This is a genomic window from Pseudoxanthomonas sp. 134C1 (assembly GCF_057773065.1).
The window spans coordinates 48,866-69,646 of sequence record NZ_JBYMTH010000014.1 but is presented as its reverse complement, the minus strand read 5'-3'; the positions used below and the strand labels follow the sequence as shown (position 1 = coordinate 69,646).

At 68.9% G+C, this 20,781-nt stretch carries 18 protein-coding genes and 1 pseudogene; 12 read left to right on the top strand and 7 right to left on the bottom strand.

From position 1 onward, the window contains the following. Positions 1 to 9: 9 nt before the first annotated feature. Positions 10 to 1,494 (bottom strand): GGDEF domain-containing protein, encoded by a 1,485-nt coding sequence (locus AC3DEZ_RS19960; protein WP_488389762.1) that lies wholly within the window; start codon positions 1,492 to 1,494, stop codon positions 10 to 12. 92 nt (positions 1,495 to 1,586) lie between these two features. After that, positions 1,587 to 2,519, bottom strand: coding sequence for a carbohydrate kinase family protein (locus AC3DEZ_RS19955; RefSeq protein WP_488389761.1), 933 nt, complete (start codon positions 2,517 to 2,519; stop codon positions 1,587 to 1,589). A gap of 332 nt (positions 2,520 to 2,851) precedes the next feature. Here AC3DEZ_RS19955 and AC3DEZ_RS19950 point away from each other — a divergent pair, with 332 nt between their 5' ends. The 8 genes and pseudogenes from AC3DEZ_RS19950 to AC3DEZ_RS19915 all read left to right on the top strand — a co-directional run bounded on the left by AC3DEZ_RS19950 (position 2,852) and on the right by AC3DEZ_RS19915 (position 12,707). After that, positions 2,852 to 3,898 carry a rod shape-determining protein gene (locus AC3DEZ_RS19950; protein WP_141455404.1) on the top strand — a complete coding sequence of 349 codons (1,047 nt, stop codon included), beginning with the start codon at positions 2,852 to 2,854 and terminating at the stop codon, positions 3,896 to 3,898. A 163-nt stretch (positions 3,899 to 4,061) separates the two neighbouring features. Beyond that, positions 4,062 to 5,201: a rod shape-determining protein MreC gene (gene mreC, locus AC3DEZ_RS19945; protein WP_488389760.1), complete on the top strand. Its 1,140-nt coding sequence runs from the start codon at positions 4,062 to 4,064 to the stop codon at positions 5,199 to 5,201. After that, complete coding sequence (mreD, locus tag AC3DEZ_RS19940) at positions 5,198 to 5,677, top strand: rod shape-determining protein MreD (RefSeq protein ID WP_488389759.1); 480 nt, start codon at positions 5,198 to 5,200, stop codon at positions 5,675 to 5,677. The genes mreC and mreD overlap by 4 nt, the downstream gene beginning before the upstream one ends. Before the next feature lie 7 nt (positions 5,678 to 5,684). Beyond that, positions 5,685 to 7,527 (top strand): annotated as a pseudogene (mrdA, locus tag AC3DEZ_RS19935) (penicillin-binding protein 2); the annotation flags it as partial. 130 nt (positions 7,528 to 7,657) lie between these two features. Next, positions 7,658 to 8,776: a rod shape-determining protein RodA gene (gene rodA, locus AC3DEZ_RS19930; RefSeq protein ID WP_447103610.1), complete on the top strand. Its 1,119-nt coding sequence runs from the start codon at positions 7,658 to 7,660 to the stop codon at positions 8,774 to 8,776. A 136-nt stretch (positions 8,777 to 8,912) separates the two neighbouring features. Beyond that, entirely contained in the window at positions 8,913 to 10,061 is a 1,149-nt protein-coding gene (gene mltB / locus AC3DEZ_RS19925) for a lytic murein transglycosylase B (RefSeq protein WP_488389798.1), read from the top strand. Continuing rightward, the gene (locus AC3DEZ_RS19920; RefSeq protein ID WP_488389758.1) at positions 10,058 to 11,380 is read left to right on the top strand and encodes a septal ring lytic transglycosylase RlpA family protein; all 1,323 of its coding nucleotides are present in this window, start codon (positions 10,058 to 10,060) and stop codon (positions 11,378 to 11,380) included. Before mltB ends, AC3DEZ_RS19920 begins: the two co-directional genes overlap by 4 nt. A 118-nt stretch (positions 11,381 to 11,498) precedes the next feature. Beyond that, positions 11,499 to 12,707 (top strand): D-alanyl-D-alanine carboxypeptidase family protein, encoded by a 1,209-nt coding sequence (locus tag AC3DEZ_RS19915; RefSeq protein WP_488389757.1) that lies wholly within the window; start codon positions 11,499 to 11,501, stop codon positions 12,705 to 12,707. 82 nt (positions 12,708 to 12,789) lie between these two features. On the opposite strand, the gene AC3DEZ_RS19910 is transcribed toward AC3DEZ_RS19915, so the two are convergent. Then, the gene (locus tag AC3DEZ_RS19910) at positions 12,790 to 13,248 is read right to left on the bottom strand and encodes a helix-turn-helix domain-containing protein (protein ID WP_488389756.1); all 459 of its coding nucleotides are present in this window, start codon (positions 13,246 to 13,248) and stop codon (positions 12,790 to 12,792) included. A gap of 71 nt (positions 13,249 to 13,319) precedes the next feature. Here AC3DEZ_RS19910 and AC3DEZ_RS19905 point away from each other — a divergent pair, with 71 nt between their 5' ends. From AC3DEZ_RS19905 to AC3DEZ_RS19890, 4 genes are all read left to right on the top strand, one after another. Next, positions 13,320 to 14,171 carry a class I SAM-dependent methyltransferase gene (locus AC3DEZ_RS19905; protein ID WP_488389755.1) on the top strand — a complete coding sequence of 284 codons (852 nt, stop codon included), beginning with the start codon at positions 13,320 to 13,322 and terminating at the stop codon, positions 14,169 to 14,171. Further along, entirely contained in the window at positions 14,171 to 14,665 is a 495-nt protein-coding gene (locus tag AC3DEZ_RS19900; RefSeq protein ID WP_488389797.1) for a DUF2938 domain-containing protein, read from the top strand. Before AC3DEZ_RS19905 ends, AC3DEZ_RS19900 begins: the two co-directional genes overlap by 1 nt. A 151-nt stretch (positions 14,666 to 14,816) precedes the next feature. Next, entirely contained in the window at positions 14,817 to 15,467 is a 651-nt protein-coding gene (locus tag AC3DEZ_RS19895) for a hypothetical protein (protein WP_488389754.1), read from the top strand. A 107-nt stretch (positions 15,468 to 15,574) separates the two neighbouring features. Next, positions 15,575 to 16,504: a DUF2268 domain-containing putative Zn-dependent protease gene (locus AC3DEZ_RS19890; RefSeq protein WP_488389753.1), complete on the top strand. Its 930-nt coding sequence runs from the start codon at positions 15,575 to 15,577 to the stop codon at positions 16,502 to 16,504. Here AC3DEZ_RS19890 and AC3DEZ_RS19885 read toward each other — a convergent pair. The 4 genes from AC3DEZ_RS19885 to AC3DEZ_RS19870 all read right to left on the bottom strand — a co-directional run bounded on the left by AC3DEZ_RS19885 (position 16,501) and on the right by AC3DEZ_RS19870 (position 20,770). Continuing rightward, a complete protein-coding gene (locus tag AC3DEZ_RS19885) occupies positions 16,501 to 17,214 on the bottom strand; it encodes an ankyrin repeat domain-containing protein (RefSeq protein WP_488389752.1) in 714 nt (237 codons plus the stop codon). The two genes, AC3DEZ_RS19890 and AC3DEZ_RS19885, sit on opposite strands and share 4 nt — an antisense overlap. An 88-nt stretch (positions 17,215 to 17,302) precedes the next feature. Continuing rightward, positions 17,303 to 17,854, bottom strand: a complete 552-nt coding sequence (locus AC3DEZ_RS19880; RefSeq protein ID WP_488389751.1) for a hypothetical protein — start codon at positions 17,852 to 17,854, stop codon at positions 17,303 to 17,305. A gap of 104 nt (positions 17,855 to 17,958) precedes the next feature. Continuing rightward, a complete protein-coding gene (locus AC3DEZ_RS19875; protein ID WP_488389750.1) occupies positions 17,959 to 18,561 on the bottom strand; it encodes a class I SAM-dependent methyltransferase in 603 nt (200 codons plus the stop codon). Positions 18,562 to 18,673: 112 nt separating this feature from the next. Then, on the bottom strand, positions 18,674 to 20,770 hold the full coding sequence (locus tag AC3DEZ_RS19870) for a pyrroloquinoline quinone-dependent dehydrogenase (protein ID WP_488389749.1): 2,097 nt from the start codon (positions 20,768 to 20,770) through the stop codon (positions 18,674 to 18,676). Positions 20,771 to 20,781: the final 11 nt, after the last annotated feature.

Below are 20,781 nucleotides of genomic sequence, written 5' to 3'. Positions count from 1 at the left end.
GAATGGTGCCTATCGCGCGGGCGGCACGGCCCTTTCCACCCGGTTGCGGCCGTTGAATTTGGCCTGGTACAGCGCGTCGTCGGCGTACTTGAGCAACTGTTCCAGCGGTTCGTCGCCGGCCGGCGGCGGCAGCATCGCCAGGCCGATGCTGATGGTGATGTCGAGGCGGAGGCCGTCCTCGAGTTCGAATGGCTGGGCGGAGATCCGCAACAGCTGATCGGCCAGCCGCGCCGCGTCACGCTCGTCCACACCGGTCATCAGGACGGCGAATTCCTCGCCGCCGAAACGCCCCAGCAGATCGCCGTCGCGCAGCAGCCGGCGCGCGCGTTCGGCGAAAGCCACCAGCACCGCGTCACCGGCGGCGTGGCCGTGGCGATCGTTGATCGCCTTGAAGTGATCAAGATCGACCATCAGCACGGCGACCGCACCGCCCTGCGCTCGGGCGCGCTCGACCGCGGCCTGGCCCCGGCGCTCGAAGGCGCTGCGGCTCAGCGCCTGGGTCAGCGCGTCATGGTTGGCGGCGTGGTTGAGCGCGCTCAACAGGCGGTTGCGGGCCGCGTTGGCGCCGGCCACGGTCAGCGGCGCCACCGCGACCAGCGCCATGCCGATGCGCATCGACACGATCGCCGCCATGTCGTCCTGCACGTGCAGGTCGATCCAGCCATTGGCGATCCCCACCAGGGTCCACACGCACAGCAGGGCGGTCGCGCAGGCGGTGGTGAACAGGCGGTAGCTCAGCGCGCACCACAGCAACGCCGGCACCGGGAAGGCGATGGCGCCGGGCCCGCCGACCGCCACGCCCAGCAGCACCGTCAACAGCAGCGACAGGGCCGGCAGCCGGTGTCCCGGTTCGTGCAGGAAGCGGCCCAGCGGTCCGCGCCAGGCCCGGCGGAGGTCGCGCGGGGAGGGCAGCAGCAGGACCACCGGCACCAGCGCCACGTAACTGACCAGCTCGGCCGAGAACCAGATGCCGATGGCCTGGAACAGGTCCGCGCCGATCACCGAACGCGCGATCAGGCAGCCGGAGAGCGCCGCCGCCAGGGCCGCGCCGGCGCACACCATCAGCACCCGCAGCATCGATTGCGCGCGCTGCAGCCCCAGATCCTCGCGGCGGAAGCGGTGGAACAGCAGGCAACCCATCGCCACACCCGCCAGGTTGGCGCCGGTCAGGCGCAGGGTCGCCGACAGGCTGCCGCCGGTGAGCAGGTCGGCGCCCAGGTAGCCGGCGGCCGCGGCCAGCCAGCCCAGCGGGGTGGCCGCCGAAGGCCGGCGCGCGAACACGCCGAGCAGCAGGGCGTTGGTGGGCCAGAACGAGGCCAACTGGTGCTCGGGACGGCTCAGGATGCCGAGCCAGGAGGCGGCCAGGACCAGCAGGCCGATACCCGCTGCCGTGGCGAGCGAGGGTAAAACGCGGGAAAAACGGGCCGGCGGGACTGCGGTGATGCTGTCCTGGGGTTCCCCCTCGCGGGGCTGTCCGTCTTGCGTTCCTGCCATTGCCGCCTTGCATGGGCGGTGGTCGTACCCGCCTCTGCCGCCACCTTACGCCGGATGGGTGACGGTTTTCATCCCGTCACCGGACCTGCCGGTCAGAGGGAGTAGCCGAACTGCTGCTTGAACTGTTCGTTGAATTCTTCGAAGTCGAAGCGCTGGTTCTGGGTGCCGGGATGCTCGACCTTGAGCGCGCCCATCAGATTGCCCATCCGGCCGATGGTCAGCCAGTCGCAGCCCTTCTCGATGCCGTAGATCAGGCCGGCGCGGAAGGCATCGCCGCAACCGGTGGGATCGGTGACCCGGCGCTCGTGGGCCGGCGGGATGTCGTAGGTCTTGTCCGGAGTGTGGATCTGCGAGCCGTGCGGGCCGCGGGTGGTGATGTAGGCCTTGACCCGCTTGACGATGTCGGTCTCGCTCCAGCCGGTGCGTTCCTGCAGCAGGTTGGACTCGTAGTCGTTGACGGTCACGTAGTCCGCCAGCTCGATGAACTGGCGCAGCTCCTCGCCGTTGAACAGCGGCATGGCCTGGCCGGGATCGAAAATGAAGGGGATGCCCGCCTCGGCGAACTCGGCGGCGTTCTGCAGCATGCCCTCGCGACCGTCCGGGCTGACGATGCCGAAGGTCACTCCGGGCACGTCCTTCACGTGATTCTCGTAGCTGCGCATCATCGCGCCCGGGTGGAACGCGGTGATCTGGTTGTTGTCGTGGTCCGTGGTGATGAAGGCCTGCGGGGTGAACAGCTCCTCGATCACCTTGACCTGGCTCAGGTTGATGGCCTGCTCCTGGAACCATTCCCGGTACGGGCCGAAGTCCTGGCCCACGGTGGCCATCGGGATCGGATCGCCACCCAGGAGCTTCAGGTTGTAGGCGATGTTGCCGGCGCAGCCGCCGAACTCGCGGCGCATGCGCGGAACCAGGAACGACACGTTCAGGATATGCACCTTGTCCGGCAGGATGTGGTTCTTGAACTGGTCCGGGAACACCATGATGGTGTCGTAGGCGAGGGAACCACAAATCAGTGCGGACATCGGCAAGGCTCGGCGGGTGGGCGGTGGCCGGCCGTGCCTGGCCGGTCAAAAAAACGGGACGGCCACCCCGGTTCGGGCGGGCCGGTGCGAAGGTTACCGGCTGAGGCGGCGCGGGGCCAGTCTTGATCCGTCCCCGACGGACCGTACGCGCCGGCATCCGGCGGTATCCATCCGTGTCGACCGAGTCGTCGCCATACGTGTTTTTCCCGCATTTTCACGAGATTTTTCCTTGCCCGCGCACAAGCGGGTTGCTAGGCTAGCCGACTTCGTTTCGTGCCCAAAAAATCGCCAGCCCCGCTGCGCGATCCGCCACCAGCAGGACCCACTCCCCGATGTTCAAGAAGCTCCGCGGCATGTTCTCCAACGACCTGTCCATCGACCTGGGCACGGCCAATACCCTCATCTACGTACGCGGACAGGGCATCGTGCTGAACGAACCGTCGGTGGTGGCGGTGCGCCAGGATCGGGCGATCGGCGGCTCCCGCTCGGTCGCCGCGGTGGGCGCGGAGGCCAAGCAGATGCTCGGCCGCACCCCCGGCCACATCACCACCATCCGGCCGATGAAGGACGGCGTGATCGCCGACTTCACCTACACCGAGGCGATGCTCAAGTACTTCATCAAGAAGGTGCACAAGTCGCGCGTCCTGCGTCCCAGCCCGCGGGTGCTGGTGTGCGTGCCGGCCGGTTCCACCCAGGTGGAGCGCCGCGCCATCAAGGAATCGGCCGAGGAGGCCGGCGCCCGCGACGTGTACCTGATCGAAGAACCCATGGCGGCCGCCATCGGCGCCGGCATGCCGGTCACCGAGGCCCGCGGCTCGATGGTCATCGACATCGGCGGCGGCACCACCGAGGTGGCGGTGATTTCGCTGAACGGCATCGTCTACTCGCAGTCGGTCCGCATCGGTGGCGATCGCTTCGACGAGTTCATCACCAACTACGTCCGCCGCAACCACGGCATGCTGATCGGTGAAGCCACCGCCGAGCGCATCAAACTGGAAATCGGCTGCGCCTACCCGCAGCCGGAGCTGCAGGAAATGGAAATCTCCGGCCGCAACCTCGCCGAGGGCGTGCCGAAGATGATCAAGATCAACTCCAACGAAGTGCTGGAAGCCCTGCACGAGCCGCTGTCGGGCATCGTCAGCGCGGTCAAGCTGGCGCTGGAACAGACCCCGCCGGAGTTGTGCGCCGATGTGGCCGAGCGCGGCATCGTGCTGACCGGCGGCGGCGCCCTGCTGCGCGATCTGGATCGCCTGATTTCCGAGGAAACCGGCCTGCACGTGCAGGTGGCCGACGATCCGCTGACCTGCGTGGCGCGCGGCGGTGGCCGGGCCCTGGAGCTGGTCGACATGCACGGCAACGAGTTCTTCGCGCCGGAATGAGGCGCGAAATGGGGAACCGGGGACGGAGCATGGAGGTCTTTTCCTGCCGCATTCCCGGTTTCCGCGCATACCCGACGCAGGCAAACGCTGAAACCGCCGATCCGGAACGACGCTCCCGCGCGTTCCGGCATTTCCAGTTCCCGACCCCCGATTCCCGGCCCTGATGCCTCCCTACGCCGGTCCCCCCATCGCCTCGCGCCCTGGAGAAGTCGCCAGCACCCTGCGCCTGCTGGGCTATCTGGCGCTGGCGATCGCCTTGATCGTGCTGGATCACCGCGGTGGCTGGCTGTCGCAGGCGCGCGCCCAGGTCGGCGTGGTCACCCAGCCGCTGTGGTGGCTGGCCGGACTGCCCGGGCGCGTCGGCACGCGGGTGAAGGATGACGCGGTCACCCGCACCCGGTTGATGGAAGAGAACCGCGAGCTGCGCAACGAGCTCCTGGTGGCCAACGCCCGCCTGACCCGGCTCAGCACCGCGGCCGCCGACAACATGCAACTGCGCGCGCTGCTCGGCGTCGCCGAAAGCCGCGGCCTGGACGTGCAGCTGGCGCCGATCCTGGACATCGATCTGGATCCCACCCGCCAGCGCCTGGTGCTCGATGCCGGCAGCGGCGACGGCGTGCGGGTCGGCCAGCCGGTCATCGATGCCGGCGGCCTGATGGGGCAGATCATCCAGGTGACGCCGGCGCACGCCATCGTCCTGCTGCTCACCGATCCCGATCACGCGGTGCCGGTGGTGGTCGCCAGCAGCGGGGTCCGCCTGATCGCCTATGGACGCGGCCGCAGCGACCTGCTGGAACTGGCCGACATCCCGCTCAACAGCGGGGTGAAGGTCGGCGATGTGGTGGTCACCTCCGGTCTGGGCGGGCGTTTCCCCGCCGGTTTCCCGGTCGGCACGATCACCGCGCTGCGGCCGGACGACAGTCACGCCTTCCTGGTCGGCAACCTGCGTCCCGCCGCGCAACTGGATCGCGGCCGCGATGTGCTGCTGCTGCGCTCGGCGCCGCCGCTGCGCCTGCCGCTGCCGGGCACGCGGCCCGCCACGCAACCAGGCGCCGCGCCTGTCGATCCGGCCACCGTGCCGGCGGGTCCGGCCGGCGCGGCCCCGACGCGAACCGGCGTCACCCCGGGGGCGCAGCCCGCGGCCGCCGGCCTGCCCGCGGGCAATCGTCCCTCCGGAACCTCGCAGGGCACTCCATCGTCCACCACACCCGCGGTGCCCACGCACGCGCCGGCCAATCCGCCCGCCACGAACGCGCCCGCGAATTCGCCGTCCACGGTCCCGGCCACGGAGCCCACCCGATGAGCCGCATCCGCAGCGGCTGGATCCTGCCGCTCAGTTTCGTCGCCGCCCTGTTGCTGGGCCTGCTGCCCCTGCCGGAAATGCTGCAGCCCCTGCGCCCCTACTGGCTGGCGCTGGTGCTGGCCTACTGGGTGATCGAGACGCCCGAGCGCGCGGGCCTGGGCGTGGCCATGGGGATCGGCGTGATCGCCGACGTGATGTTCGGCAGCCTGCTCGGCGAACAGGCGCTGCGGCTGGTGATCATGGCCTTCATCCTGCAGCGTTTCCGCCTGCAGCTGCGGTTCTTCCCGGTGTCGCAGCAGGCGCTGGCGATTGGCGGGCTGCTGCTCAACGATCGCATCGTCGACGCCGCGATCCACTGGCTGCTGGGCGAACCCCGACTGCCCTGGAACTACTGGTGGGCGCCGCTGCTGGGCATGCTGCTGTGGCCCTTGATCTACGTGTTGCTGGACATGCTGCGCCAGGGCCGGCGCAGCTGAGCCGGCGATGATCAGCCGCCGCGCCGCCAAGAATCCGCACGCCGAAGCCGAGCAGTTCCGGCGTCGCGCGGTGCTGGGTTTCACGGCGGTGGCGCTGGCGCTGATCGGCCTGGCGGGCTGGTACTTCAAGCTGCAGGTGCTGGATCACGACGAATACGCCACGCGCTCGGAGGCCAATCGGATCAAGCCGCGGCCGGTGGTGCCGGGGCGCGGCGCCATCTACGACCGCAACGGCGTGCTGCTGGCCGAGAACGTGCCCGCGTTCCGCCTGGACGTCACCCCGGACAAGGCCGGCGATCCCCAGCGCCTGATCACCGAGCTGGGCGAAATCATCGCGCTGGCGCCGGAGGACATCGAACGCTTCGAGGCCAGCCGCAAGGGCGCGCGCGGATTCCGCCCGATCACCCTCAAGCTGCGGGTCAGCGAGGAGGAGATGGCGCGCTTCGCGGTGGATCGTTGGCGCTTCCCCGGCGTGGAACTGGTGCCCTACCTGACCCGCCGCTATCCCTACGGCGATCTGTTCGCGCACATCATCGGCTACGTCGGCCGCATCGACGAGAAGGATCTGGAAGTGCTGGGCGAGGGCAACGCCGCGCTCACCCACATCGGCAAGACCGGCCTGGAGCGTTATTACGACGAGGCGCTGCGCGGCAAGGTCGGCTACGAGAAGGTCGAGACCAACGTCGAGGGTCGCGCGCTGCGCGTGGTCGGCCGCGTGCCGGCGGTGGCGGGCACGGATCTGCGCCTGAGCGTGGACCTGAAACTGCAGCAGGCGCTGGTCGCCGCGTTCGGCGAACACGAAGGCTCGGCGATCGCGATGGATCCGCGCACCGGCGAGATCCTGGCGATGGTCAGCCTGCCCAGCTACGACCCGAATCTGTTCGTCAACGGCATTTCCAGCAAGGACTTCAAGGCGCTCAACGAGAATCCCTCGCGCCCGCAGTTCAACCGCCTGGTGCTGGGCGGCGTCGCGCCCGGTTCCACCCTCAAGCCGCTGATCGCGCTGGCCGGCCTGGACAGCGGCATGCGCCGGCCCGAGGACAAAGTGCTCTCCACCGGCATGTTCTACCTGCCGGGGACCAGCCGCGGCTGGGGCGATGCGCATCGCGGCGGCCACGGCTGGACCGATCTGCGCAAGTCGATCGCCCAGTCGGTGAACACCTACTACTACCGCCTCGCGCTGGATCTCGGCATCGAGCGCTTCGACGACTACATGAACCGCTACGGCTTCGGCCAGCCGACCGGCATCGACCTGACCGGCGAAATCAGCGGCATCCTGCCGTCGCCTGCCTTCAAGGCGAAGAGCCGCAAGGAACGCTGGTATCCCGGCGACACCGTCAACATCGCCATCGGCCAGGGCGACTGGAAGGTCACGCCGCTGCAACTGGTGCGGGCGATCTCCGCGATCGCCGACGGCAATCTGCGCCAGCCGCACCTGGTGCGCGATCAGCGCACCGGTTTCGACGCCGCCTGGACACCGTTGCCGGTGACCACGCCGATGCCGATCAGCCCGACTCCGGGCAACGTGCAGGTTGTCCGCGAGGGCATGATGGCGACCATGCAGCCAGGCGGCACCGGCGCCTCGATGGCGCGCGGCGCGCCTTACCTGATGGCGGGCAAGACCGGCACCGCGCAGGTGATCAGCCGGCGCGGCACCGCCGCGGTCAACCCCAAGAGCCTGCCCATGCACCTGCGCCATCGTTCGCTGTTCGTGGGCTTCGCCCCGGCCGACGCGCCGGCGATCGCGATCGCGGTGGCGGTCGAGGGAGGCGGCTACGGCGGCACCACCGCCGCGCCGATCGCGCGCAAGATCCTGGACGCCTTCATGCTCGGCAAGATGCCGGACGGCGTGGACGACCCCGAAGCCGCCAGCAGCGATCCCGAACAAATGCCGATGACCGCGCCTCCCGCCAACCCGGCGCCGACGGGCGCGTCCGCCGCGCCATCGTCGGTTCCTCCCGCGCCGTCCGGACGCACGCCATGATCGAACTGCTGCGCTGGGCCATCGATCTGCTGCGTTACCTGCTGCGCACCCTGGACTGGCCGCTGCTGGGCGCGCTCGGCGCGCTGATGGCGATCGGGCTGGCGGTGCTGTACAGCGCGGGCGGCGAGGACCTGGGGTCGCGCCTGCTGCTGGCGCAGGGCGCGCGCTTCGCGGTCGGGCTGGTCGCGATGTGGGCGCTGTCGCGGGTATCGCCGGTGCGCCTGCGCGGCTGGACACCGGGCGTGTTTGCCGCCTCGCTGCTGCCGTTGCTGCTGGTGCTGTTCATCGGCACCGGCAAGCATGGCCGCCACTGGATCGACCTGAAGGTGTTCTACCTGCAGCCGTCCGAACTGCTCAAGATCACGCTGCCGATGATGTTGGCCTGGTACCTGCATCGCGAGCCGTTGCCGCCGCGCATCCGGACGGTGATCGTCGCCGGCGTGCTGATCGCTCTTCCCACCGGGCTGATCCTGCTGCAGCCGGACTTCGGCACCGGCATGCTGGTCGCCGCCAGCGGCGTGTTCGCGCTGCTGCTGGCCGGTCTGCCGTGGTGGTGGGTGGGCGTGGGCGTCGGCAGCGTGGCGGCGGCCGCGCCGGTGGCGTGGTTCTGGTTCCTGCGTCCTTATCAGAAGGATCGCATCCTGACCTTCCTGAATCCGGAGAACGATCCGCTCGGCACCGGCTGGAACATCATCCAGTCCAAGATCGCGATCGGTGGCGGCGGGCTGTCGGGCAAGGGCTGGGGGCAGGGTTCGCAGTCGCATCTGAACTACCTGCCCGAGCACACCACCGACTTCATCTTCGCGGTGCTGTCCGAGGAATTCGGCTGGATCGGCGTGGCGGTGGTGCTGGCGCTGTATCTGTTCGTGGTGGGGCGCTGCCTGTGGATCGCCATCGAGGCGCGCGACACCTATTCGCGACTGCTGGCCGGCTCGCTGGGCCTGGCGTTCTTCGTCTACGTGATCGTCAACGGCGGCATGATCTCCGGCCTGCTGCCGGTGGTCGGCGTGCCGATGCCGCTGCTGAGCTATGGCGGCACCTCGGCGGTGTCGTTGCTGGCCGGCCTTGGCCTGGTGATGGCGGTGCGCGCGCACCGGCCGGTGCATGGGTATTGATTGAGCCGGGAATCGGGAATCGGGAATGGCCAAGGCAGAAGCGCTTGCTCCTGGCGATTCCCCATTCTCCATTCCCGATTCCCGGCCTCACAAACATTCACGATTCACGACGTTCAGCGTGCTAACCTCGCGCCCGATGATTCGACGCGCCCTTGTCTGCCTGATCACCTTCGGCCTGGTTGCCTGCGCGACTCCGCCGAAGACCCCGCCGACCGCCGCGCCCGCGGCGAGCGGAGCCCAGTCGCCCTCTCCGAAAACGCCGGCCAATCCGGCGGAAACGTCGGTGGAACGCGTGGCCGACGTGCCCCTGGTCACGGAGGATTTCGCCACCGCGCGCGCCAACTTCGTACGCGACACCGCGGCACGCTACGGCGTCGATCCGCGGTACATCGACTCGGTGCTGTCGCAGGCGGTGTTCCGCGACGATGTCATCGCACTGATGTCGCGGCCGGCCGAGCGGGTCAAGCCGTGGAGCGAGTACCGACCCAATTTCATCACCGCCTCGCGCATCAGCGGCGGGCAGGCCTTCCTCGCGAAGCATCGTGACGCGCTGTCGCGCGAGGAAAAGGCCTATGGCGTGCCGGCGGAGATCATCGTCGCCATCATCGGCGTCGAGACCAGCTATGGCGGCTACACCGGCAAACACCGGGTGCTGGACGCGCTGTACACGCTGGCGTTCCGCTATCCGCGCAGCGGCAATCCCCAGCGCGCCGCCTACGAGCAGCGCCGCGAACTGTTCTTCCGCGACGAACTGGCGCAGCTGTTCGCGCTGGGCCGCGAGGAAAAGCTGGACATCACCACCCTGATCGGCAGCTATGCCGGCGCGATGGGGATGGGCCAGTTCATGCCCTCCAGCTACCGAGAATTCGCGGTGGACGGTGATGGCGACGGTCGCCGCGATCTGTTCAACAGCGTCGACGACGTGTTCGCTTCGGTCGCCAACTATTTCCGCAAGAAGGGCGGCGAGCGCGGCGGCTGGGTGCCCGGTGGCCCGGTGGTGGCGCGCGCCGAACTGCAGACCGGCTATCCGGAGTTCAATCCGGATACCTGGACCCCCGACTACACGCTGGCCGATCTGGCCCAGCGCGGCTATCGTCCGACCGAACCCGTCGCTCCCGACGCCACCGCGACCCTCGTTTCGCTGGAAGGCAGCGCCGGCAGGCAGTACTGGCTCGGCTTCCAGAACTACTACGCGATCACTCGTTACAACAACTCCAAGATGTACGCGATGGCCGTGTACCAGTTGTCCCAGGCCATCGCCGGCCGGGAGATTCCGCCCGCATGAAATGGCTGCTGCCCGCGCTGCTCACCCTCAGCCTGGCGGCCTGCAGCACGGCGCCGAAGAAGCCGGTCCCCCCGCCGCTCTCGGGCAAGGGCAAGCCGGGCTCCTCGACCGCGCACCATGGCCGCGGTCCCGCTGGCGGCAGGGACTGCTCGTTCTACGCGCCGGCGCAGGAAGATATGTCCACGCGCGGCGACTACACCGCCGGCGGCCTGTACAAGCCCGGTGTCTCCGACACCACTCCCGATCATCTGCCGGACCTGGATTGCATCGCCGAACCGGCGGTGACCGCCGAACCGCGTTCGCCGATCGGCAACCGGTCGCCGTACACCGTGCTGGGCAAGAAGTACCAGGTGCTCGACAAGGTCGATGGCTACGTGGAGCAGGGCACGGCCTCGTACTACGGCAACAAGTTCCATGGCCGCCGCACCTCCAACCAGGAGGTGTACGACATGTACGCCTTCACCGCCGCCCACAAGACCCTGCCGCTGCCGAGCTTCGCCCGGGTGACCAACCTGGACAACGGCCAGTCGGTGATCGTGCGGGTGAACGATCGCGGGCCGTTCCATGACGGACGCGTGATCGATCTGAGCTACGCCGCCGCCTACAAGCTGGGCATCACCCAGCGCGGCACCGGCCGGGTGGAAGTGCGCGCGCTGACCCCGGGCGAGGGCGATCGCGGCTATGCGGCCGCGCCCTCCGCGCCAAGGCCCGCCGCCCCGGCCAGCAGCGGCATGGACGCGCTGGTGGAGAAACTGCCGGCGTCGACCCCGTCGACGCAGGTTGCCGCCGCCACGACCGCCGCCAACGCGGCGATCGTCGCCACGGTGGATCGACGGGGCAGCCGGCGTTATCAGGTGATTCCGGATACGAAGAACCCCGCCAGCGCGGATCGCTTCGATGCCTGGATGCAGGCCAACGGCGTGCGCGTGGCGACCGGCAAGCCGGCTTCGGCGACGACCGCTGGCACGCAGGCTGCGCCCACGGCGGCGGCGGCGGCGGCGTCCACGCCCGTCTACGCCGTCGCGCCGGCATCGATTCCGCCGGCCACCTCCTCGATCGCGCCCGGCGTGCCTCCGCGCGCGCTGGCCGCTCCGCTGCAATTGCAGGTGGGCAGCTTCGCCAGCCGCGAGAATGCCGACCGGGCCCTGGCCCGACTGGTCGCGGCGGGCATCGCCGGCGCCAGCCTGAGCGATGTGCAGAACAATGGACGGGTGCTGTGGCGGTTGCGGGTCGGCGCGTCCGACCCGGCCGGCGCCGATGAACTGGCCGGCCGCATCGCCAAACTGGGCTTCGGACGCCCGCAACTGGTCCGCGACTGAGCCACGCCACGGTTTTTTCGCCTGTTTTTCGGCCTTGACGGATTCCCAGCCGCCGATGCCCGCCTAAAATGTCGTTTTCGTCGAACGGGCCCCGCGCCCAGTCAGGAGTTCGCAGCAGATGAAGTTCCGTTTCGCCCTGGCCGCCCTGGCCGCCCTGGCCACCGCCGCCTTCGGCGCGGCGATCGCGCAGACCCCGGCGCCGCAGCCGGCGCCCGCCGCCCCGCCGGCCGAATCCGTCGCCATCCCGCCGCCGCCCAAGCCGGCGGGCACCGCATGGGTGCTGCTGGACTACATCACCGGACAGGTGCTGGCGGGCGAGAACTACAACCAGCGGGTCGAACCGGCCAGCATCACCAAGGTGATGACGTCCTACGTGCTCGCCGCCGAGCAGAAGAACGGCAAGATCCGTCCCGAAGACCAGGTGATGATGAGCGAGCGCGCCTGGCGCGAGGGCGGCGCCGGCACCGACGGCAGCTACAGCGGCTTCGCGGTCAACAAGACCGCGCCGCTGCTGGACATGGAAAAGGGCATGGCCGTGCAGTCGGGCAACGACGCCGCGATCGCCCTGGCCGAACACGCCGCCGGCAGCCAGGAAGCCTTCGCTTCGCTGATGAACAACTACGCGGCCAAGATCGGCATGAAGGGCTCGCACTTCGTCAACGCCCACGGCCTGTCCGCGCCGGAACACTATTCCACCGCCTACGATCTGGCCCTGCTGGGCCGCGCGTTGATCCGCGACTATCCGGAAACCTACGCGTTCAACAAGATCAAGGAATTCACCGTCGGCACCATCACCCAGCCCAACCGCAACCTGCTGTTGTGGCGCGACGGCAGCGTGGACGGCATCAAGACCGGCCACCACTCCGGCGCCGGCTACTGCCTGATGAGCTCGGCCAAGCGCGGTGATCAGCGCCTGATCGCGGTGGTGATGGGTTCGACCTCCGAGAAGCAACGCGCCGACGACAGCCTGGCGCTGCTGAACTGGGGCTTCCGTTTCTATGAAACCCATCGCCTGTACGAGCCGGGCAAGGTCATCGCCAGCCAGCGCGTGTGGAAAGGCCAGGCCAAGGAAGTGCAGTTGGGTGTCGCCCAGCCGATGCTGGTCAGCGTGCCGCGTGGCCGCTACGGCGACCTGAAGCCGAGCATGAACGTGCCCAAGACCCTGGTCGCGCCGATCGCGAAGGGCCAGGCCATCGGTGACGTCAAGGTCACCCTGGACGGCAAGGTCGTCGCCCAGGCCCCGCTGGTGGCGGTCAACGCCGTCGAGGAAGCCGGCTTCTTCAAGCGCCTGTGGGACGCTTTCTGGATGTGGTGGGAATCGGACTGAGTTCCGCGCTCCGCACGCAATGAGAAAAAAGCCGGCGCAAGCCGGCTTTTTTTGTTCCCGCGCTTTCGACGTCGGTGGAAAGTCATCGAGGATTCGGAACGCGCGCGCGTGATGAGCGCTTTTTCACTTGCCGGCCGGGCGCGGCAAACACACCCGCCGATGCCGCCTTCAGAATCCTTCGGAACGTCGGGCATTCCATGTGGCTGGGCGCGCGGCAGGCGGCGGCGTGGCGCAGGCCGTCGCGCATGGCGCCGAGCTGGCGGATGGTGTGATCCAGTTCGGCGCTCTTGTCCAGCAGCATCTGCCGGTCGATGCGCGGCTGCCCGTCCGGGGCGAACATCCGCGCGATTTCGTCCAGCGAGAAACCCGCGGCGCGACCCAGCGCGATCAGCGCGAGCCGATCCAGCACCCGGGCGTCGAACACGCGCCGCAGGCCGTGCCGACCGATGGCGCGGATCAGGCCTTTTTCCTCGTAGTACCGTAGGGTCGAAGCGGGCACGCCGGCGCGTTCCGCGACCTGGCCGATATCCAGTTCCTGCATGGGCTTGACTTCAAGTCGACTTGAAGTCGCAGAGTGCCCTTCCCCTTTCCCCGGCGCAAGCGGTGCGGACCATGGATACGAAGACGATCGCGGACGAGCAGGCCAGGCTCTGGAATGGTGTCGGCGGCCAGGCCTGGGTCGATCAGCAGGCGCTGCTGGACGCGATGCTTGAACCGTTCACCGCCGTCCTGCGGGAGGCGCTGGACGAACTGCCCGCCGCGCGGGTGCTGGATGTCGGTTGCGGCACCGGCGCCACCATCCTGGCGATGGCGCGCGTGCTGGCGGGGCGGGGCGAGTGCGTGGGCGTCGATATCTCCGCGCCGATGCTGGCGCTGGCCCGCGAGCGGGCGCGGCGGGAAGACCTGGACGTGGTGTTCGTCCAGGCCGATGCGCAGGCGCATGCGTTCCCGCCGGAACACTTCGATCGGATCATCTCGCGCTTCGGCGTGATGTTCTTCGCCGATCCGTCGGCGGCGTTCGCCAACCTGCGTCGATCGGCGAAACCGGATGCCCGATTGCGTTTCGTGGCCTGGCGAAGCGCCGCGGACAACCCGTTCATGACGACCGCCGAGCGCGCGGCCGCGCCGTGGATCGCGTTGCCCGAGCGGCGCGCGGATGGCCCCGGGCAGTTCGCATTCGCCGACCCGCAGCGCATCCATGATGTGCTGGAGGGATCCGGCTGGCACGACATCGACATTCGTCCGCTCGATCTGGTCTGCTCGCTGCCCGAATCCAGGCTCGTTGCCTACATCACCCGCCTGGGACAGGTGGGACTGGTGCTGAAGGACGCGGATGCCGGCACCCGCGAACGGGTCCTCGGTACCATGCGCGATGCATTCGAGCCGTACGTGGATGGCACGGAAGTACGCTTCGCAACCGCCTGCTGGCAGGTCGATGCGCGCGCCGGAAGCGTGTCGCCGTGATGCCGTTTTCCGGACTGGCCGCGCATGCGATCGCGATCGGACTCGGCGCAACCGCCGTGATGGACGCGTGGGTCTGGCTACGTCGACGCTGGCTGGGTGTGCCGGCGTTGAACTACGCGTGGGTGGGACGCTGGGTGGCGCACCTGCCGCGCGGTCGATTCCGCCACGCGCCGATCGCCGCCACCCCGCCCGTGGCGGGCGAGCGCGCGATCGGGATCGTCGTGCACCTGCTCACCGGAATTGTCTTCGCGGGCATCCTGCTTGCCCTGTGGGGAATGGCGTGGGTCCGCCAACCTACGCTCGCACCCGCCCTGATCGTCGGCATCGGCAGCGTGGCCGCGCCTTTTCTGTTGATGCAGCCGGGGATGGGAGCGGGTGTCGCCGCGCGTTGCACACCCCACCCCGCCAAGGCCCGCCTGCACAGTCTGCTGACGCATGCGGTATTCGGCGTCGGCCTTTACCTGACCGCGCGGATCCTCGCCATGATCCCGTGAAGGAAACACGGGCACCCTCCATCGCGCCATCCGGCTGGCGAGCCCGGCCATCATCGGCGGGAAGACCCGGCGACTTCCGGCACATGCAGGCACTTCCCGTCATCGCGAGGATGCGGACCTGCTCCTTCTTCCCTCCCGTGGAGGTGTGCACATGAGTCGCCATCTTTCGATTGCCCGGCGATACGCCAGATACCTCCTGCCGGCCATGTCCGGGGTGATGCTGATCGTGGCGCTGGCCGCGGGCGCCGGCGCGGTCGAGCCGCGCCTTCATGCGGGTGGCGCCACCGTGCAATCGTTCGAACCGCCTGCGCGGGTCAAGGTGCCGGCCTCCGCCGAATATCTGGGCAATCGGCGCTGGGTGCTCTACGGCTACGCCGACTGCGATCTGCATGCGTATGTGCAGAAGGATGCGCAGGGCGTGGTGGAGCGCTTGTACTGGATCCAGTCGGAAGCCTATGTCCCCAGCCGCCCGGAACTGACCCATGCCGGCGGCTATGCCAAGTCCCGGGCACTGACGGTGGGCGGCATGGATTTCCATCTGGACACCTGGGGCCGCGCATTGAGCGACAAGGCGCCCGCCGATTCGGATCTGGAACAGGTCGAACAACTCGTCGCGGCCGCGAAGCTGCGGTTGCCGGACAACATGGCCTTCGTGCGCCTGGTACATCTTCCGGATGCGGCGCAGCGCAAGGAACTCATGCTCATCTACGCCGAGCGCGCGACCACGGATGCGACGCCCGACGATGGCGTGATCACGCGCATGCGGGAAACCATGACCATCGAGCGCTCGTCGAAGGACTAGAAGCCAGAACCGGCCGCGGCATGGCGACAGTCATCGTGACCAACGGCCGTTGATCCCGAACCGGCGCACTCCGTAGCGTGGCGCCCATCCCCCCGGAGTGACGGAACATGCGCGTGGCATTCAAGGCGATGGTGGTGTGTGTGGCATTGGGAAGCGTGGCGCCGCAGGCGGGCGCCGCCGATGCGGCGAAAGCGGGTGAGCCGGTCATCGACACCGGCGACGTCGAACGCTTCTACCAGCTGTACGAGCGTACCCACGGACAGCCAACCGCCGAGCAGTTGCAGCGGGATTATCTGGACAGCGGGTCCGCGGGGCTTCATCAGTTCGCCAGGGCGCGACGGATCACCGGCGAGGCGATTGCCGCGAATCTGGCCAAGCATCCGCAAGCCTACGTGGATGCGAAACGCTGCATGGCGGCGTTGCCCGATACCCGCATCCGGTTGAAGGCATCGCTGCGGAAACTGGTCGAACTGTACCCGGATGCGCGCCTGCCGGCGGTCACGATCGCGGTGGGCCGGGGCAAGCCGGTCGGCACCGCCAGCGCGGACACCGGCGTGCAGATCGGACTGGAAGCCCTGTGCGCGACCGACTGGATCAATCCGGACGTGGAAGATCGGTTCGTCCACGTGATCGCGCATGAATACGTGCATGTCCAGCAGGTGCCGGCGTTCGTGGAAACCGAGCAGGCCACGGTGCTGGAGAGCGCGTTGATGGAAGGCGCGGCCGAATTCGTCGGCGAGCTGATCTCGGGCGAAGTCGCCTATCTGCATCTGAAGCACAACACGAAGGGCCAGGAGAAGGCGATCGAGACGAAGTTCCAGGCGGACATGGACAAACGCGATCTGTCCGACTGGATCTACAACAGCAAGCCCGGCAATCCGGGCGATCTCGGCTATTGGGTGGGCTACCGGATCGTGAAGGCCTACTACCGGAACGCCGGCGACAAGCGCCAGGCGTTGCGCGACATCATCGGCCTGCGGGATGCCAAACAGTTTCTGGCGCGCAGCGGCTGGCAGCCGGGAATGGAACTGCGCTAACGGCGATCCGGGTGCGGCTTGCCCACCCCCATCACGCCCCAGCCGGTGCCGTGGTCATAGGTGGAGTTGCGCGCCGGATGGATGAAGTGATCGCCGAAGCAGAGCTTGCGCAGGATGGCGTCGGGCCGCAGATGCCAGCTCGCCCAGCCCAGCGGCGAATCGCCATGGCTGTCGCGCGCATCCACGCGAGCGCCCGCGCCCAGCAGCAGATCGATGGCCTTCTCGCTGCCGAAGGCCGCCGCGCGATGCAACGGGGTTTCGCCGTGGGTGCGCGCGTCGCGCATGAAGCCACCGGTCTCCACGCCGGGCCGCGTGGCCCGATTGGGATCCGCGCCGGCGGCCAGCAGCAATTCCAGAATCACGTCGTAGGCCGGTCGGTTGGCCTTGCACAGGGCCAGATGCAGGGGTGACTCGCCGGTTCCGGAAACCGCCTGGTTGACGTCCGCGCCCTGCTCGATCAGGAACTGGCAGAGCGGCCAGTGGCCATGGAAGACCGCATCGCCCAGGCCAAGGTTGTCGCCGAGCGACGCCAGGGTTTCACCGTGTGCGAGCAGGAAGCGGATCGCGCTGACGTCCCCGTAGTACGCGCACCATCGGATCAGCCGGGTGCCGTGGGCGTCCGCGTCGGTGGCGGCGTGGCCGTCACCGACATGATCGAACACCAGATCGGTGCGTCCATCGCGGATGCGGTCGAAGCGCTCGCTGTTCATGGGAACCCGTCGAAGTCCCGGATAATGGCCGGATTCTGCCACTGGACGCGTCGCTGGCGCGTGGCCGTTCGTCAGTGGCCGTGCCCCTTTACGGCGTGGCCCGCGCCGCGCGGTCGAACAGGCCCGCCGAAGCCAGCCACAGCGCCATGAATGCCGCCGTTGCCGGCCATGGATGATCCATGCCGCCGGAGTGCGCGATGACGCCGGCCGCCAGTTGGGCGAGCGCTGTCGCCAGCATCGCCATCGCCATCCCGCGCGGGCGGAAGCGTGCGATGCATGCGCCGAGAAGGCCGATGCCCAGCACGCCGCCGTACATCAGGTTGGCGGGGTTGCGCTCGCTGCCGATGAAACCGACCGCCAGATTCACCCAGACCAGCAGGAATCCGGTGGCGACGGCCAGGAAAGCGCCGACGCGATAGAGGCGATTGCCGCGACTCAATCGCACCGCCAGTTCACAGGCACCGCAGGCCACGGTCAACATCGCGCCGAACACGAGGAAATCGAATGGACTCCAGTTCACCTCATCGGTGAACTGCATGGCGATCAGCGGCAGCAACAGCAGGGCCGCCGCGCCGCCCCACATCAACAGGCGCCAGCCGGACAGTTGCGGACCACGGGGATGTTGCGCGTCTGCGGTCATGATCGGGTCTCCCTCCAGAGGTGTCGCCAGCGTGCCTGGGCAGGATGGGGCAGGGGAAACGCCTGTGTGAAGCGGAAATGAAAACCATGCCGGTGCGATGCTTTTCAGCTGGCGCGGAACACCAGCCAGGTCCAGGTCACGCCGGCCTGGCGGTTGGCGACGCTGACGGATGGCACCCGGCGCGAGAACAGCAGGGAGAAGCCCGCCTGGATCGCCAGTTGCGAGGTGGCGAGGGCGTCGCTCTCGAAACAGGTCCGCGCGGGATGTCCCGGACCATGGCGGATCGACATCAGCAGTCCTCCGCCGGACGCAACCAGTTGGCGCAGGCGGCGCAGCGCCCGTCGCCGGTCCTCCGGCGCGAGATGATGCCAGGCGGCCACCATCAGGATCAGGTCGAAGCCGGTTTCCGTGATCCGCTCCAGCGCGGGCAGCGTGTCTTCACACCAGCGGATGCGTGGATGCGCATGCAATCGCATGCCGGCTTCCCGGAAGCCCGCGACGGGCTCGACCGCCAGCACCGAGTGACCGCGCGCCGCCAGCCAGGCCGCATCCCGGCCGGTGCCCGCGCCGACGTCGACGATGCGGCTGGACGCTGCTGGCAGCCATGCCATCACCGGCGCCAGCACATCCGCCGACGAGATCGCTTCGAACGACGGAATCAGCGCGTCGGCTTCTTCGGCGTAGGCGGCTAGGATGTCCTGCTGCATGGATGCGTGCGCGTTCCCGAACAACCAGCGGATTCTGCGCCGCCGCCACGCAGGGGAGAAGTGCCGGCGCGTGGCATCTCGGCGGTTCGCGCGCTCGATGCCGGGCGCGGCGTCATGCCGCGCGCCGATGCGCGCGCCCGCGTCGGCGCCAGTATCGCCATAGTGCGATCGCGACACCCAGCAACATGAGCGTGGCGGTCGCGAGGATCGTCATCCGCACCGCCACGCCGTGCTGGAACACCACTTCCTCGCCTTCGCCATCCAGCGTGTAGGCGATCACGTAGTCGCCCATCGGGCCGAGGCCCTCGCGGCCGCCCGCGGCGATCACGATGAACTGGCGTCCCTTCACCGCGTAGATCGAAGGCGTGGCTTGTCCGCCCGCCGGCAGCTTGGCGTCCCACAGCACTTTGCCGGTCGCGCTGTCGAGCGCGCGGAAGCGCGCATCGGCGGAGGCGCCGATGAAGGTCAGGCCGCTGGCGGTGGTGACCGCGCCGCCAAGCACCGGCATGCCGATGTCCAACGGCAACCACGGCAGTTCTTCCTCCAGCGTGCCCAGCGGACGTTCCCACAACACCTTGCGCGCGCGCAGATCCACCGCCACCACCCGGCCCCACGGCGGCTTGACGCACGGCGTGCCCTTGGCCGAAGCCAGCACGCCGCGGCGCATGCCGTAGCCGGTGCCGTCCATGCTGTTGAACTCCTGCTCCGGATAGGCGTCGTCCTTGTCCCAGTCGAAGTCCCGGCGCGGGATCAATGTCACCTGCATCGGCAGGTCCGACACCGGCAGGATGGCGATCTGGCGCTGCGCGTCGATCGCGATGCCGCCCCAGTTCACTCCGCCGGCCCAGCCGGGCAGGGCAATCGTGCCGCGCACGCTGGGCGGGGTGAAGATGCCTTCCGAGCGCAGGCCCTCGATCTGTTGCGCGCAGTCGCGGCGCTCGGCCGGGGTCGGACCCCAGGCATCCTCCGGCGTCAGTGGCGCGTGGCGCGCCAGTCGCAGCGAAGGCTCCGGCATCGGCTGGGTCGGCCAGGCCTGTTCGCCGGGCACGTCCGACGCGGGCACCGGCACTTCGCTGATCGGGAACACCGGTTCGCCGGTGCGGCGATCGAAAGCGAACAGGAACCCGGTCTTGGTCGCCTGCAGCACCGCCGCGCGCGGACCCTGCGCGGTCTGCACGGTGGTCAGCGCCGGCTGCGAGGCCAGGTCGTAGTCCCACAGATCGTGATGCACCAGCTGCTGCGCCCAGACGCGCCGGCCACTGCGCAGATCCAGCGCCACCAGCGAATTGGCGTCGCGGTTCTCGCCGAGGCGTTCGGCGCCGGTGTAGTCGGGACTGGCCGAACCGGTGGGCACGTAGACCAGGTCCAACGCCGGATCCACCGACAGCGGCGCCCACGCATTGGCCGCGCCCACGGTGCGCGCCTGTTCCGGTTGCCAGCCGCGCGCGGCCGCTTCGGCCGGATCCCGCGGCACCGGATCCCAGCGCCACAGTTCGCGCCCGCTGCGCGCGTCGTAACCGCGCACCACGCCCTGTTCCAGCGCGTGCGCGCGGTTGTCACCGACCGAGCTGCCGACCACCAGCACACCGTCGGCGACCACCGGCGGCGAGGTCACCGCGTAGTTGCGCCATTCGCTGTCGGGCTCGTCGTGGAGGGTGATGCCGGCGCGCAGGTCGACCGCGCCCGCGTCGCCGAAACCCGCGCAGGGTTTTCCGTCGCGCGCGTCCAGCGCGATCAGGCGCGCGTCCAGGGTGCCGTAGACGATGCGTTCCCGACAGGCCGCGTCCTCGGCGGCCTGCGGATCCCGCCAGTAGGTCACCCCGCGCGAGGCCGGATCGCTGTAGCGCTTGGTCCGCGCCACCTTCGCGTTGAATGACCACAACTCGCGGCCGGTCGCGGCGTCCAGCGCGAACGCGATGCCGGTGCCGGTATTGAGGTACATGCGTCCGCCCACCACCAGCGGATTGGCTTCGAACCGCCGGCGTTCCGGATCCGGCAGGCCGGCACCGAGCTCGCCGGTGCGGAACGACCAGGCGATGCGCAGGCGGCCGACATTGGCGGGCGTGATCTGGGTGAGCGGCGAGTGCTGGCCGCCGCCGGTGGCACCGCCGTAGCTGGGCCAGTCGCCCGGATCCGCCGCCCGGGTGCCCGCACCCGCCAGTGCCAGGATCACGCCGCCCATCCACCCGTACCGCGCCTTGCCGATCATGTGTCCGCTCC